Annotated in this window: 6 protein-coding genes; 5 read left to right on the top strand and 1 reads right to left on the bottom strand. The window is 49.5% G+C overall.

The features are described 5' to 3' along the window. Positions 1-18 precede the first annotated feature (18 nt). Positions 19-1107, bottom strand: coding sequence for a tryptophan--tRNA ligase (trpS, locus tag ST42_RS07785; protein WP_022316694.1), 1089 nt, complete (start codon positions 1105-1107; stop codon positions 19-21). Between the two features lie 3086 nt (positions 1108-4193). Here trpS and ST42_RS07780 point away from each other — a divergent pair. The 5 genes from ST42_RS07780 (at position 4194) to ST42_RS07760 (ending at position 17501) form a co-directional block, all read left to right on the top strand. After that, a complete protein-coding gene (locus ST42_RS07780) occupies positions 4194-7565 on the top strand; it encodes a T9SS-dependent choice-of-anchor J family protein (protein WP_044073078.1) in 3372 nt (1123 codons plus the stop codon). 160 nt (positions 7566-7725) lie between these two features. Continuing rightward, positions 7726-10251 carry a choice-of-anchor J domain-containing protein gene (locus ST42_RS07775; RefSeq protein WP_044073076.1) on the top strand — a complete coding sequence of 842 codons (2526 nt, stop codon included), beginning with the start codon at positions 7726-7728 and terminating at the stop codon, positions 10249-10251. A gap of 29 nt (positions 10252-10280) precedes the next feature. After that, a complete protein-coding gene (locus tag ST42_RS07770; RefSeq protein ID WP_082028618.1) occupies positions 10281-12200 on the top strand; it encodes an Omp28-related outer membrane protein in 1920 nt (639 codons plus the stop codon). A gap of 106 nt (positions 12201-12306) precedes the next feature. Then, a complete protein-coding gene (locus tag ST42_RS07765) occupies positions 12307-16233 on the top strand; it encodes a carboxypeptidase regulatory-like domain-containing protein (protein ID WP_082028617.1) in 3927 nt (1308 codons plus the stop codon). Positions 16234-16460: 227 nt separating this feature from the next. Beyond that, a complete protein-coding gene (locus ST42_RS07760; RefSeq protein WP_044073128.1) occupies positions 16461-17501 on the top strand; it encodes a porin in 1041 nt (346 codons plus the stop codon). The last annotated feature ends 180 nt before the right edge of the window (positions 17502-17681 follow it).

Raw genomic sequence — 17681 nt, 5'->3', positions numbered from 1 at the left:
TAGCCTCTCGGTCCGCAATTATTTATTTCTATACATCTCAGCCTGCTGCTGGATGAGGGCTGCGTCGTTGAAATAGTTTATCTTCATAGCCTCGCGAACCTCGTCGAGAGTCTTTGCTGCCACTTCGCGTGCTGCCTCGCTGCCCTTCTTCAGGATGTTGTAAACCTCAGGGATGTCCTGCTCAAACTCATGGCGGCGCTGGCGGATAGGTTCAAGGCGCTTGTCGAGCACCTTGATGAGGAACTTCTTGCATTTCATGTCGCCCAGACCGCCACGCTGGTAGTGGTCCTTCAGTTCATCGAGATTTTTATACTCTGGCCAGAACTCAGCGAAGTCGTCCTCTGTAGAGAATGCGTCGAGATATGTGAACACGGTGTTGCCCTCCACCTTACCCGGGTCTTCCACGCGCAAGTGGCCCGGATCGGTGTACATTCCTTTCACTTTCTGCTGCATTTCCTTCGATGAATCCGACAAATATATGCAGTTTCCGAGGCTTTTGCTCATCTTCGCCTTACCGTCGGTTCCCGGCAGTCGGCAGCACACCTGATTGGTAGGCAGCATGATTTTCGGTTCCACGAGCACGTCGCCATAGATATAGTTGAAGCGCTTCACGATTTCGCGGGTCTGCTCTAGCATCGGCTCCTGGTCCTCTCCGGCCGGCACGGTGGTAGCCTTGAAAGCCGTGATGTCGGCAGCCTGAGAAATAGGGTATGTGAAGAAGCCTACAGGGATGCTCGTTTCGAAGTTTCTCATCTGAATCTCCGTTTTCACCGTAGGATTTCGCTGCAGGCGCGACACGGTGACGAGGTTCATGAAGTATACCGTCAGTTCGGCGAGCTCCGGAATCATAGACTGTACGAAGAGCGTCACTTTCTCCGGGTCGAGACCTGCAGAGAGATAGTCGAGAGCCACTTCGATGATGTTCTGTCTGACCTTTTCTGGATTGTCAGCATTATCAGTGAGAGCCTGCACATCTGCGATGAAAACGAACATTTTGTCGAAATCACCCTCGTTTTGCAGTTCCACGCGGCGGCGCAGCGATCCCACGTAATGACCTAAGTGTAGGCGTCCCGTCGGACGGTCGCCAGTGAGTATAATCTTTCCCATTTTGTTGTATATTTTGTTGTTTTTATTGTTTATTCCGTATTTCGTTCCTTTGGAACATGGATTCTGCCATGCGGATTCTGTGGCGTTTCCCATTTCCGCCTTCGTTTCAATCTCATGGCAATTCTCCGCTTTGTGCATTGTCTTGGTAGCGCAACAAGGCGAAAAACTACAAAAAATGCCGATTTCATCGGTATTAACCCTTTGATATTGTAAAATTACGTCATATTTTCCAAACTTCCAAACTTTTGTCCTTAAAACAAGGATTTACAGCTTTTAGTACACTGCTCTTTAGTGGTCTTGTCCTGTGTCTCCTGACTTGAAATTGATGACACTATCCCTGACGGAGAGACAGGGAGCAATGATGGTGACTATAGAATTGCTATTTCACTAAAAAATCGTCAAAACTGTCAGATTGTCTGGTTTTTTCATGTAGTGCTTTGATATTCAGGCAGTTGGCTGTCAGACAACTGTCAGGCAATTGTCTGGATGGTTTGCTGATGAGAGGAAGTATCAGATGGCAGGAATTCAGATGGCAGGAATTGCATGTGTTGGCAGAATCCAGAAAACAGGAATATGGATATTACAACATTAACTTATTGGGCAGCCGTCTGGTGCATTTTCTGCCCAAGTGGGGCAAGCAGCGTGCCCAAGTGGGGCAAGCACGTTGCCCAACATGGGCAAGCACGTTGCCCCAGTTGGGCAGATTTTGTACTCTCTGACAGGATCATAGACTGCTGTCCATCAACCATAGGCTGGGGATACAGCGACATCACGGAATGACAAATGGTTTTATGGTGTTTTATCTGTAACCCATACGCTCTTGGTTACAACCTAACATTCCCAAAGTGGAGTAACAGATTACTCTGCCTCTGACTTCAGCCCCCTCTCGTTCTCCCCCGAAGGGGAGATGCAGGTTACTCCGTTTCTGTCATAGAGTGGTGGTGCCGTTTACTTCGAATACTGATGACCATTGGTGGTCAAGTTGCAAAATTATGGATAACCCACTGGTAAACAGGCAGTCAAGAGTAACCAGTCCCTCCCCTACGGGGGAGGATAGGTGGGGGCTGATGGCAATATGCAGAGTAACTTGTCCCTTCCCTTTAGGAAGGTCAGGATGGTTCTAATGACCGATTGGGGTTAAAATAAATAAAGCTGTATGATATTTCGATGATACATCAATGATACTTTTCTGTAAAGAGTTCGGAAAAGTATCATTGGCGTTACTCGTTGGCTTGCAGGATTTTAGCCGTTCTGAGAGACCATAAAATGATACTATGATACTTTTTCCCGTAAAAAAACATTCTTATGTGTATATTTTGTGCTTGATTATCGTTACCCCCCCCCATCGGTCATTAGGCCGTTTAATATATAATTCAAATAACTGCTTGCAGTCTTTTGATTTTCATAAGGCGTCTTTCGTCTGTTTTTAATTCGCAATAGCCCGCTATTACTCATTAAAAGCCAAACAAAATCCATCCTTCTAAAAAACAAAATCCAAGCAAGCCCTAACGACCGATTTGGGTTAAAAGACAATTATATTTCGACCTTCTAAAAGCAAGCCATAGTAGTTGATTGTGATCTAAGAATTGGCGGTTTCATCGGAAAAAACTTTTATTTTCCAACAGTTTTTCAATCAAGTGATTTTAGTTTGTATGTTACGAAGCCATACCTGGCAAGAGGTCCTGACTTATCAGAGCTGTAGCAATGGTCAAGACAAGTTATGGTTTTTTCGTCTGGTTGCCATCCACTTCTTGCATGATATTCTTCTGGTTTCTTATTATGAGCAGGGTAATGATTTATCTACTTACTTTTTTCTTTCTTTTTGTCCGTTTTCTATGTTATTGTCAATCTTTTTCCAATTCCGAATGTATACAGTCAATTTGTAAGTGACACTTTGTTATTTCTTTGTGATAAAATATCCAATATTTGTTCAATCCTCTTTCTTTCAATATGTAGCTTTGGCTTTGCCATCCCTGTATATCATTTAAGCAGAACAGAGTGTTTTCTTACAATCTGTAGCAAAACGGCAATTTTGCATTTACATTGTCTTATATATAATGTAGTAGAGACATTGTGCACTAAAAAAAGCGTATATTTTTGCGATTTTTTCAAAAAGCACAAAAAAAAGTGATATATTGTTTTGTGAAAATAAAATAAAGCAATATATTTGCAGGCGTAATAACAAAACAAGGAACATAGTAATAATTTAATTAAAGGAAACATACGATACTACTGACGAAAGCATATAAAAAGGACAAGAAATCGTGAAATCAACTTTTGTGGGAGCGTCAACGATAATGACATATTCTCCCGTTAGAGACAACTATTAACTGGCACCACAAGCCGTTACATTATTCATCAATCTCTATAGTCATAACGACTACAAATGATAGGTTCATAGTTTCTAAGGTCGAAAGTCAATTGCTAACCCAATCCAGACATTTCATCCAAAGTCTTTCAAAAATGCATCTTGACGTAGAAAAGCCGGTCAAGTGAGGTTATCTGGTCTTTTACATTCCATTCCTCCACGACGCGAAACTGCGAACAGGTCATGACAGTCAGTATGAAAAGAGAAAAAACAGACATAATATATAATATTTCCAAGTACATTTTTAGCAGAAATGAATAAATTATATTGAAGGTAATGATTAAATAACATGTAGTATTTGTTCGGACGCGAACAAGAAAACCTTAGGCAAGGCATTGTGTGTCCTGTCTAAGGTTTTTTAATTTTTATATGCTTGTTATGATTGTCATTGTTACTATTTCTCTCTGACTGATTTTAATCCGTAACTTTATTGGCGGTGGTCATGCAAAATCTTCCATTTTGTATCTTTTGCATTACAAATTAATGCGACAAATTGTATTTTAATAGATTGCCTGCCGTATTTTTGCATAAAATGTTAGCAAAAAGTGAGTTTTTTTATTACTTTTGCCGATGAAACGACACGATGATACAAGAAGTCAGTTGTCGGCAGAAAGGAACAACCAGTATGGTGATTGATTCACAAATATTATTCCCTCTATATATAAATATGTGTTTAACGAAATAGATATAACAATAATAATCCCAAAAAGCAAAGCCAATGAAAAAGTTTAAATCTTTAATGCTGTTAGCGGCAATGTTTGCTACTTCTGTAAGCGTCAGCGCACAGAAAGTATTGCTCGACGAGGGTTTTGAGACCGACTATGTGAGAGCTTCGGAAGAAGACACTCCATTCTCGCGTCCTGTAGCCAGCGGCCAAGGGTGGACAACGGTAGACACCTACGCCGGCGAGACCCCCCAGTATAAATGGACCAACTATTATTCTGAAAAAGGTACGATATCCGGTAAACACGTGGCATATTGCGACGGACAGATGTTTTCGGGTGCCGACGGCGCCGGACCGAGAGAGGAAATCCTGCTCACACCTGAGCTCGACCTCGACGACACCTATCAGCTGAGCTTCGACTGGAAGACCTCGCAGGTGGCATTCAGTGCCGAGTCCCTGTACGACCTGCAGGTGCGCATCGTGAAAAACGGTGACCTCGCCAATGCCGAGACGATATTCTCCATCCAGAATCCAGAAGACCTGAAAGAGAGCGGAGTGACCAACTTCGTGGGTTGGCAGACACAGTCAAGCAAGCTCGACCTCAGCGAATGGAAGGGCCAGAAGGTGAAGATCGCCTTTGTGTACAAGATGCTCACCACCAATTCAAACTCCATGGCATTGGACAACGTGCTCGTGAAGCAGTTCACTCCAGCCACTACACCAGTGGGCAAGCTCAACCTCACGAGCTATGACTACGGCAAGATGTATCTCGGAGAGAAATTCTATACCAAGCAGTTCACCCTCACCAACGTGGGCAAGAAGGGTCTGCAGATAACAGGCGTCGACATGCCTGACTGCGTTAAGATGACACTCGACCCTACCACAGTGAACCTCGACAAGAACGAGGCGGTCAGCTTCCAGCTGTCGTATACCGCTTCGCTTGCCAGTCCATCGTCAGCTGACGTGGTGCTCCATACCAATGGCGGCGACCTCACCATCACCCTGAAGGCAACCAAGGAAATGCTGCCCGACGGTATGACAGAGGAAACCTTCGAGGCATATTTCCCACCGGCAGGATGGAAGAACTCAGGATGGTCGGCAACATCTACAGCCCTTGAGGGCGACCGCTCGGCAGTGGCAAGCGTAGACATGCAGGACAACTACATCACTACGCCACGTCTCGACCTCACCAATGGCGGCAAGGTGATATTCGAATACTACAACGACTTCACCAGCGAAGACGGTACTACATACCAGAGCAACGACATCAAGGTGGAACTCTCTACCGACGGCGGAAAGACATGGACCGAGAAATGGATATTCCCATACCAAGATGTCAGCAAGAGCAACGTGAAGGTGACACAGACCGTTGACCTCGGCACAGGAACAGACAACTCATACGTGCGCTGGGTGAACACCGGCGTGACATCAAACGACGGCTACGTGCCGGAGTGCAGCAACTTCTATCTCGACCGTATCCTCCTTCCTGCACTCTACGGACAGGACGGCGTGCCAGACACCTGCAAGGTGGTGACACCTAAGGACAAGGCAACAGACATCTATCCTAAGGACATCAAGCTCGAATGGACACCGGCATTGTTCGCCGAGGGCTACAACCTCTATGTGGGAACAGCAGAAGGCGTTTACAACGTGATCGACGGACAGAATGTGGGCAACGTGCTCACCTATACAATCCCAACAGCCGACTATGAGACTACATACTACTGGAAGGTAGTGGCATACAACGCTGCAGGCCAGGCAACGAAATCTCCGGAATGGCGCTTCACCACACAGAAAGACGCTTCGGTTGCCGACTATCCATATACCGAGGACTTCAGTGGCGACAATCTGCCGACAGGCTGGACCACAGAAGGCGAGTCGCAGTATAACCGCGAATGGAGCGTCAATACAGTATCAGGCAATCCAATGCCATGCCTCTATGCCACATGGCTCAATAACGGCGAGCATATCTCAGTGTCTACACAGGAGTTCAAGCTCCCTGCCAACAAGACCATGGCAATATCATTCGACTGGGGCGACCGTCATCCTACAGACCTCGTGGCAGATGCGAGCGGCATTGAAAAGAAAGTAAACATAGAGCCTAACAACGGCGTTGAGAAGCTGACCTTCGAAATCTATGCCGACGGTGAATGGAAAGAACTCTCTTACATGTCAACAGACTGGGCGAAGGAGAAGATCTACTGGATCAGAGAATCGTTCGACCTCGCAGAATACGCAGGCAAGACAGTGAAGTTCCGCTGGACACACTACAGCTACAGCGGCAAGGATTCAGGCGGAGCTCTCGACAATGTGGTATTGGAAGAGAAAGAAGGCGACAAGGCAATCCTCAACAAGAGCGGATGGAACGCAGGCAAGGTGAACTACAACATGGCAACCAATTCCGGCGACATCTTCACACTCATCAACAAGGGAGCCAATACGCTCAAGGTCAAGAGCGCAACGTTCGCAACCGGCAACTTCGAGACATCCATCAAGGCAGGCGACGAGATAGCAGCCGGTGAGGGACAGAAGTTCAACGTTCAGTTCAATGCCAAGGATGCCGTTTCTACAGTAAGCGACAACCTCACAGTGACATTCGAGAGCGGCTACACCCTTTCGCTCCCTGTTGAGGGAACAGCGTTGGCAAGCAACGTTTACTACTATTCATTCGAGGACAACGACCTCGACCACAACTGGAAGAACGACTTCACAATGATTGACGTGGACAGAGCTGCAACATCACGCTTCACATACTACGGCACAGAATGTCCGGAGAGCGGTGGCGTCTTCGCTTTCACCATCGTCTACGAGCGTCCTAACCACAACGGCATCGCTCCAATATCAGGCGACGCAGTGCTCATGGCTGGAACACCGTTGTCGGAGAACATCACGGGCGACAACTGGATTATCAGTCAGAAGCTCAAGGCTGGAGAAGGCGCACAGTTCGACTTCTGGGCACGCAACCTGGAGAGTCTGCAGAGCGTGTTGCCATCAGCAAAGCATAAGGTGGCAGTGCTCGTCAGCGAGACAGGCAACAGCAGCACCGACCAGTTCACAGAGGTATTGCCGCTTGAGGAGATTCCGTTCCTCGACCGTGCAGACTGGAAACACTACGTCATCGACCTCTCTGCATACGCAGGCAAGGACATCTACGTGGCAGTGCGCGACTACAACGCGACATTTGCTCTCCAGGCATTCTACGACGACTTCACGTTCACCAACTTCGTGCCGGCAGAAGGCAGCAACATCCAGGGCATCAGTGCTGAAGACGCACAGAACGCTGCAGTCACAGTATACTCTCTGAACGGATCGCAGCTCGCCAAGGGAACCGGAATGCAGACACTCGACCAGCTCGAGAACGGCATCTATGTCGTAAGGATGCAGACCGCCGACGGTGTGAAGACCATGAAGGTAACTGTTAAATAAATTCTTTGAAAATTAGTATTGGTAATGGGTAACAGTCCCGCCCCAGCAGGCGGGACACCCCGTTACCTTTTTTTATTTTCCCGCATTTCTTGCCGCAGCCGCAGTTCGCTATGGTATAGGCAGATAATCAGGAAACAATATAAACGAAAAACAACGCGATATGAGAAAAGATATCCTACTCCTTATGTTTCTCTTCGTCCTCTTCGGCAGTATCCTCCCGGCATCCGCACAGAAGAAGGACAAGACGCTGAACATCACCGTTGTCGCCACTACAGGCGAGAATCTCAGCGGACAGCCGGTCAGCGTGAAGCAGACCGACTACGACGTGGCATATTCAAACGTCACCCTCAATGCCGAGGGCAAGGCCACGCTGAAGGCATACGCCGGAAACCACACCGTTGCCGTGACACGCGACGGATATGAACCGGCAACAACATCATTCAACATCGCCGACGGTGAAACCGAGAAAAACGTGTCGCTCACATTGGTGGAGAAGACACGCAAGCCATTCGCCTTCAACGCCAAGCTCAATGTAGACCCGTTCACAGGCAAGAACAGCGTGGCGCTGACATGGAACACCGAAGCACCGGCATTCTTCGATGATTTCGAGAGCTATGATCCATTCACCATTACCTTCGGCGACTGGACCGGTATCGACGGCGACCATCTCATGGCGGCACCGCTCACCGGCGACTATCCCAACCGAGGCGTGATGCAGTATGCACAGATCATCAATCCCCTCAAAGTAGATCCTATATGGTGGTATTCCTACCCGGTGCTCCGTCCTTATGACGGCAAACAGTATGTAGGTTTCGTGCGCACCGCAAACGGTGAAGCCAACGACGACTGGCTCATATCGCCCGAAATCACCGTAGGCACCGACAATATCCTCAGTTTCTATGCCAAGGCAGCCGACAAGTATAACGAGGAATTCTTTGTATATATCACCACCCAGACCGACAGTCCGGTGCAGTCAGATTTCACCCTCCTCACCAAAGGCAATGCCGAGAGCGTGGACTACAAGTCATGGCACGAGATGCAGTACGACCTCTCGCAGTATGCCGGCAAGAAAGTGAAGATAGCCATACGCTATGTAGGTGAGGCGAATTCCACTACGGGAGCCTTCATGCTGATGGTAGACAATTTCTATGTGGGTCAGCCGGATTATACAGCCCAGCCGGCGGCGGCAAAGCAGCTTGCTGCCAAGGCACACAGGGTAACTTCAGATATGGCGGCATTCTCGCCGGCCAACCCCAACGAGCGTTTCGAGGTGTATATGGACGATGCACTGGTTGCCACCACTGACGGATATACATATAATATAGATGATGTGGCAACCGGCACCCACACCTTCGGAGTGAAGGCGAAATATCTCATGACAGAGAGTGAGATGGTGACCACTACGATAGACGTGAACCACGACGGATATGCGGCAGCAGACTTCACCGTATCTTCAAACAGCAAGCTCACTGCCGACGGACAGAAGCTGAACATGCTCTCAACAGCCAGCGGCGAGACATATACCGCTGTCGTTGCCGGCGGCAAGGCATCGTTCAAGGCACTCGCTAAAGGGCAGTATCTCATGAATATCGGAGGCGGCGCCTTCAAGGGGCAGTCGGTAAACATCGACCTGACCGCCGATGCACAGTATGACCTGACGCTCGAAGACAATGTAATCACGCCATACAACATCACCGCCGACCTCACCGCCGCCGACGACGGTACGCAGACGGCACTGCTGAAATGGAACCAGGACCTCGGCTTCACCGACAGTTTTGAGGATTATGCCGACTTCGCTACAGGAGAGTTCGGAGGATGGAAGACTATAGACAACGACAAGATGCCGGTTTATCCGATCAGTCTTGCCGGCTATATCATCAGCTTCCCGGGTTCAGGCACTCAGTCAAGCCCTACGGCAATACCTCCTATGGTGTTCAATCCAGCCAAGACCGAACCGGCGATGGTGCCTACAGACAAGGCGATGTATGCCCCCACCGGCGACAAATATGTCATCTTCTTCTCCCCACAGTCAAGTCAGGCAGACAAATGGCTCATCTCGCCGGAGCTGACAATCTACGACGGTTATGAACTGCAGGTTACGGCTAAGAGCTATGCCGATACCTATCCGGAGACACTGGAGTTTGCCGTTTCAGAGGGTAGCGATGACCCTACAGATTTCGTGAAGATCAGCACTGCAGCCAAGATGCCGTCCGACCAGTGGTCGGTATTCACCACTCCGCTCACAGACTATGTAGGCAAGAAAGTGCGCATCGGCATACACTATATCTCATACGACACCTTCTTTGCCCAGCTCGACGACTTCAAGGTAGGTCCGGCAGCAGGCAGCGCCTCGTTGGTAGACTATGGCAACGTGGTCAACTACAACGTATATCTCGACTCAGAGAAGGTGGGCGAGCCGACCACGCCGGAGTTCACGCTCCGCGGAATCACGGCAGGCACACACACCGTAGCCATAGAAGCAGTGTATCAGGGTGCGGTGTCGGAAAAGGGTTATTACAACATAGAAGTCAGCTCCATCGGTACCATCACCTCTGTTGAGGCAATACCAGCCGATGCCGAAGTGTATAGCCTCTCAGGCCAGCGCATCGCCACATCTATATCATCATTGCCTAAGGGCGTGTATGTGGTGAAGAGCGGAGAGAAGGTCATGAAGGTGCGCTTCTGACAATTGTTTCACATTATATTTGTAAAGTCATGAAAAGAATAGCGATATTATCAGCGATGCTGCTGCAGATGTCACTTTGCGGAGCACAGGAAATCACTTTGGGTTCCATGCGAACCCTGCGGAACATCAGCATACCCACAGTAAGAGAGCTGCCGGCCGACGGTGACGGCCAGCGTCCGCAGCGTGTCCTGTCGGCTACGGAGCGTACTCTCGGCTACGTCAAAGGCGACAGCATCACCACAAGAGGCGTGTATGTGGGCAAGGCAGGCACGTTCAAGGTGGGTGCCATAATAACCCCTGCCACTCTGTCAGATTATGCCGGCTGCAAGATAGTCGGAATGCGTTTCGCCCTCAGCCAGTCGATAGGCAAGTCATCGGCATTCCTATATAATATAGTAGACAGCAAGGCGTCGGAGCTCGTCAGCAGTACCGTTCGCCGCACTGCAGAAGGATGGAACGAGGTGCGTTTCAACACAGCCCAGGAGTATACCATCACCGGCAGCGAGCAGCTGCTCTTCGGCTTTGCCTACAACGAGACGGAGGATATGGTGGCTGACAAAGCTGGCGCCCTCTGTTTCGACGTCTCGTCGGCAGTCAACGATAACGCTTCTCTGATAGAGAAAGAAGGGGCTTTCTATAACATCGACGGACTCGGCAACCTGTGTGTGCAGCTCATATTGGATGTCAGCAATCTGCCGGCAAAGGCAGTGCAGCTGCAGAATCTGATGACCGGCAACAAGTATCACAAGCCGGGTGAACAGATTGACGGTTTCGTGATGTTCAGCAACACGGGTCTTGAGGCAATCAATTCCGTGCGCATCGGCTATAGCATCGACAATGAAGAGCCGCAGTATATCGACCATACCGAGGCAGTCGCCTCCGGTGCTACGGGCAGTGTGGAACAGGTGTTCGCCCTTCCGCAAAACCTCTCGTCTGGCGACCATAAGATAAAGTTCTTCGTAGATAAGATTGACGGTGAGACTCCGGCAGAAGATGCGGCGTCGATGATATACAACGACATTGTTGTCTACACCCAGTCGCTGCCGCGTCAGAAGCATTATGTGGAGCAGTATAACAGTCAGCAGAGCTATCAGTCAGCCCTCGTCAATGAGGACATGAGCGGCGAGAACTCCAAAGACAACATCTGTCTCGTTAATATCTACCGTGAGAACGAGCCGTTGAATGATCCGTCCTCAGACTATCTCTTCGGCCTATATGCCTACACCTATCCGTGCTTCACTGTAGACCGCTTCTATTTCATGGCAGAGCCATACGTCGCCTTCGACGTGAACGACTACATCATGATAATGCCCGACATCGCGGCACAGTCGGTGGAGATGCTCGCTGCCGAGGCCGACAAGAATCCTTCGTTTGCAAGCATCGACCTGAAGCCGACATTCGATGATGCCAGCCGCAAGCTCACTGTCACAGTGTCGGGAAACGTGGTAGACGAATATCCTTCAGTCCTTGGCAACCTCGGCATAACGCTGATGCTCACCGAAGACAATGTGAAGTCCACTCAGCAGGTGCTGAACGGCAACACAGTGGTGACAGACAACAACTATATCCACAATCAAGTGTTCCGTACGTATCTCACCTCTTCTGTAGGCGACAAGGTGAACATCGTGGACGGCAAGTATGAGACCACCTATAACTTCACGTTGCCAGAGATGTGGAAAGCTGACGATATGCGCGTGGTGGCACTTGCCACAAGGTATTTCGATACCGTGGACGACAGTAATTTACTTGAAGCTGACGTTACCAATGCCATGAGCACCACGCTTAACGGTAAGGTGAATGCCATTGAGAGCGTTGAGGCGTCAGCCGCGGACAATGCTTCCGACGGTGTCTATACCATTGATGGCATGAAAGTAGGGGACGGTAAACTCCCGAGCGGAATATTTGTCGTCAGAAAAGATGGCAAAATTCATAAAGTTGTGATAAAATAACGTCGATATTTTATATTTGTCTGACTTTGTGTTGCGTTTATGGTTTAAAAACTGTAAATTTGCAACCGGGAACGTATAAACTACAACTAATTAATATATTTCGTTTATGAAACACTTGAATTATTTATTGTCGTTTCTCATGGCATTGCTGTGGGGGACCGGTGTGGCGAATGCTGACGTAGTGCAAAACTACACGATGGATTTCAACACGTCTATTGATGTGACCGACCATGAGTTCAAGGCGGCTTCAGGTTGGGGCCATATTGCCGAGAGCTATTACGACAATGAGGAATGGGAAACCTATTGGGTTACATACACCTATTCTACTACTGCGGGCGTTGGCGGTACCGGTGCTCTGAAAGTTGGAGACCAGACTATCGGTTCATGGTCAAACTCGCAGGCCGTGAATGACTTGCTCGTTACTCCTGCCGTGACAGGAACTTCGAGCATCTATGTGAAAAAAGTCTATAGCAGTGGCAGCATCTCCTTCTACAAGGTGACCAAGGATGCCACTACAGGCAAATTCGTGCAAGGCGACAAGATGAGCGTCACCATCCCAACGCTCTCCACTTCGGAGTATGTCAAGGTAGACATCCCTGCCGTTGAGGGCCAGTATATCGGAATACGCGCTTCTCAAGTATATCTCGACGACTTCGCCGCCGAGCAGGTGGACAAGGAGTTGGCCCGCTCGCTGAAGATCACCAGTGTGACGAAGGCTTCGAACACAGGCTATAGCATCGATTGCGACCCTACCGGACATTTCACCATCGAGCTTAAGGCTACCGTCACCAACAACGGTGACGTGACGCTGAATCCTGGCGACGAGAACTACAGCCTCTCTGTTGTAGCAGTGAAAGACAACGGCATTCTCGGAACGAAAGATATCGACCAGACACTTGCTCCTGGCGAGTCAGCAGAGTTCACCGTTTCCGGTACTGCCGATTATGCCACATACAGCGGCTATCTCGGATATACCGTGAAGGAAAACGTGTCAAATACTGTAAGCACAAACAGACAGTGGTATGAGGCTGTGCCATACGCTCCCGTCATGGAGCTGCGCACAAGCGACGGCGACAAGGTGGCGACGACAGACAACTTTGCCTACGGCATGGTGCAGGCTGCCACCTCTAAGATGTTCACAATCAAGAGCACAGGAGCAGCACCGCTCGTAGTCACGGCAGTGACGGTTCCAGACGGATTCACTACCGACCTGCAGTTGCCTCTCACTATCGCGCCTCACGAAATGTCGACCTTCAACCTCACTCTCACCGCAGCCACTACAGGAGTGTTCAGCGGCAACGTGACACTGTCGGCTACCGGACTCGACGACTTCTCTTTCGGAGTGTCAGGAACAGTGCTCGACCCGTCTAAGTTCTTTGTAGACTTCGAGAACCAGGAACTCCCTGCCGGTTCATACGCCGAGGGCTCATGGAAGATAGCACAGCGCAACTATTATTCTGAAGACAACGTATACTTCCTGAGCAACGGCACTCAGAACTCTGAGGATAAGTTCGTCACTCCTCTGCTCCGTGTGGCAGAGGGAGAGAAGATGACCGTTGATGTGGCACGTACATACTTCAACACCTCCGGCGACGGTGTTTATCTGAAGGTTTATTACTCTACAGACCGCCGCAACTGGACTCTCGCCAAGAATATCAGCAGTACGGAGATGAGTAGCACACGTGCCGTGTCTTACACATATACATTCGGTGAGCTCTCAACCTTCGTAATCGACAATATCCCTGCCGGTGACTACTATATCGGTTTCGCTGCCGGCTATAGCTGTATCGACAACATCTACGGATTCCAGAAACTCGACGTTGCCCACGACCTCGTGTTGAAGGAGCAGAAGATTCCTGCCAAGGGAATGGTGAACAACACTTATACAGCCAGCATTACATTGGATAATCTCAACGCTCTGGCAGAGGCTGCCGACTCTTATGAGGTTGCCCTCTATGTCAACGGCGAGAAGGTCAGCGAGGCTGTTGAGAAACCTGAGATTGCCGTAGCAGGCACAGCTACTTTCGAATTCTCCATGACTCCTCATGAGGTGGGCACATTCCCTGTATACATTGAGTTCAAGAGCCTTGCCGACGGATTTACCTTGAAGTCCGACGCAGTCGACGTTACTGTCAGCGAGGAAACGGCAAGCAAGGACATCGTGGTAGGTGAGGCTTTGAAGCAGGACTACAGCGTACCGTTCTATTTCTTCAATGCCGACAACGCGCTTGGTGCCGACACCGACATCCTCTACCCGGCAGACATGCTGAAGAACTTCGGTCTCTCTGCAGGACAGAAGATCTGTTCTGTCACATACACCGGAACACCGCTGACTAACAAGGATTACAAGACCCTCAACGCTTATGCTTGTGTGGGAGCAGTTGATGAGGCTACATACACACCGAGCGAGAATGAAGACGGAATGCAGAAGACGGAATTCTTCAAGGATGCCGCTTTCTCATTCAAGACCGACGAACCGTTCATCACAAAGATAGAACTTGAAGAGCCTATCGTCTGGGACGGTGTGCAGGCAATCCGCGTGCGTACCCATGCTCAGAGCAACACCTACGTAAAGGTGAACTACGACTTGGATACAAACTATAAGACAGCTTACTACAAGAGAACTTCATCTTCTTCGTTCTCCAACTGCGAGACCCCTGTTGCAGTGTTCGGTGTCACTGCCGATCCTGTCACGGTATCCGGTAAGGTGACATGCGGAGAGGAACCTGTTGCCAACGCCACTGTGAAGCTCACCAGCGGTGAGGTCTATTACACCGCCGTTACCGCTGATGACGGTACATATACAATGAGCATATTCCAGAGCGACAAGCAGTATGTGTTGACGGCCACTGCCGAGGGCTTCGATGCTTATGCTGAGACAGAACCGGTTGACGTGTCTGCCGGATTGACAAAGGATATCAATCTCGTTAAGACTTATGTAGCCGTGTCTGGTCTCGTGACCTATCGCAAGGCACCTCTTGCCGGAGCTAAGGTCACTCTGACCGATGATGCAGAGGAGACTCTTGAGGCAGTAACTGCCGAGGATGGAACATTCAAGTTTGACGCCGTGCGCCACTCAAAGAGCTACACTCTCAAGGCAACCTGCGAGAAGTTCAATGACTACACCGCTGCAGAACCGCTGGTGGTTGAGAACGACGACGTGAACGTGGCTGAAATTGCCATGGACAAGCCGAACGCCAATGTCACCGGTGTGGTGAAGTGTGGTGATGAGATTGTTGCCGGTGCAAAGGTGAAGGTGACTTCAAAGAACACCTACGGAATGGAGACAGAGCTGACTACCGATACTGACGGCATGTTCACGGTAGCTCTTCCACAGGACGTAAAATACATGTTCGCTTTCGAGGCTGAAGGTTACGAGCCATACGCTCTGACAGACTCTGTAGAGATTACAGGTGACTACGACTTCGGTACCGTAGAACTCAAGGCACTCACCGTAGACATCGTGATGCCAGAGGGCGGATACCTCGCTTATAGCTCCGACAAGGCACTCGACTTCTCCGTTTGCGACGGACTGAAGGCTTATGTCGTTACTGAAGTGAAGATGAAGAACGATGCTGCATACGTGGTGATGGCAGAGGTAGCCAAGGTGCCAGCCAAGACTGGTGTCATCCTCGTTGCTGCCGCCGGCGACTATACCGCCCGCGTGGCTCTTGACGCCGAGGCAGTGGAGACCAACCTGCTCATCAATACCGCTGATGAGGCTTACAAGGCAAAGGCTGACGAGAAGAACATTGTATGGACGTTGGGCAGAACGACAACCGACAAGGTGGCGTTCACCACAGCCGATGATATCGAGGTGCCACAGGGCAGTGCATACCTGCGCTTCGCTGCTGAAATACCTTATATATATATCAATGAGGCTGACGTTCCTAAACTCGACGGCATCAACGGCGTTTCTGCCAACGGCGCTCTCGACCTCAACGCTCCGATGTATGACCTCTCTGGCCAGAAGGTTGGCAAGGAGTACAAGGGCATCGTGATACAGAAAGGCAAGAAATACAGCAAAAAATGATAAGGAGATACCTGATTTTCTAAGGTAATACCTTATTGACATAGCAAAGATGGGATGTGGCAATCAGTTTGCTGCATCCCATTTTGCGTTTACACTTTTCTTTGTCTCTGTCTGGCGACAATATATTGTAACGGGATTGTAATGCATCTGACATTTCCCAGTAATCTTGAATCATGACCTTTGCAACCGGAAACGAAAGGATAAATGAACAAATCCAAATAATGGAAATGAAAACAAGGATTACAGCTTTAGCTCTGTTCTGTCTTCTCGCTGGAACATCAATGGCTCAGACAGAAGAGGAGAAGGACAAACCATCTGCCGTAAACGTCCACGGTACGATACGCTCCAAGTATGAATACCAGACCGAAGAGGCAGAGGGACGCTTCGAAGTGCGCAATGCCCGAATCAGCGTTGACGGCAGCCTCTCGTCAATCATCCAGTATAAGGCGGAGATAGATCTTTGCGATGAGGGCAAGATAAAGATGCTCGACGCATACACACGGCTGAAACCAGTCAGCGGACTGCAGTTTACTCTCGGTCAGTTCCGTGTGCCGTTTACCATCGACGCCCACCGTTCGCCACACCAGCAGTATTTCGCCAACCGTTCCTTCATCGCCAAGCAGGTGGGCAACGTGCGTGACGTGGGTTGCGCCGTGGGCTATTCCTTCAATGTCGGCATACCGGTAGTGCTGGAGGCTGGACTCTTCAATGGTTCCGGACTGACAAACCAGAAAGACTATTGGACCAAGAGCGTGAACTACTCCGCCAAGGCACAGTTCTTTCTCCCTCATGGCTTCAACCTCACGTTGAGCACTCAGAAGATAAAGCCCGACAATGTGGCTGTGAATATGTACGACGCCGGTGCCTACTGGCATTCCAAAGGCTGGCACGTTGAGGCTGAGTATCTCTATAAACATTATGCCGACGATGCCTTCCGTGCGGTCCATGCCTTCGACTCGTTCGTGAGCTATGATATTCCGACAGGCAACGGATTCATCCGCTATGTCACACCGCTCCTGCGCTACGACTATATGAGCGACCACAGCGACGGCAAGCGCTATCTCGACGGCAAGGTAGACGAGATGGGCAAACTGACAGTGAACGACCACCAGCGTTCCCGTCTCACCGGCGGTGTCACTCTGAGTCTGAAGAAACCTTTCGTCAGCGACATCCGTCTGAACTACGAGAAATATTTCTATCGCAACAGCGGCGTTGCCCTTCCTTCGGAGCGTGACAAGATTGTGGTGGAAGTGATGACAAGGTTCTGATGAAAATGCCAAGTAAGTCCTAATGACCGATTTTGGCGAATCTCCGGCTTCATGTGTATGGCTAAATGGTCGTGTGCTCAAATTGAGTGTCATGGATGTTTGGGCGTGACTTATTATCCCGAACTGAGGTAACGATATGGGTTTAAGAGCCATTATTTTGCCGGGCAGCAATATTAATAT

Source organism: Prevotella pectinovora (assembly GCF_000834015.1).
Lineage (GTDB): Bacteria > Bacteroidota > Bacteroidia > Bacteroidales > Bacteroidaceae > Prevotella > Prevotella pectinovora.
The sequence above is the reverse complement of the archived record's forward strand: the minus strand, read 5'-3'. Positions and strand labels throughout refer to the sequence as shown.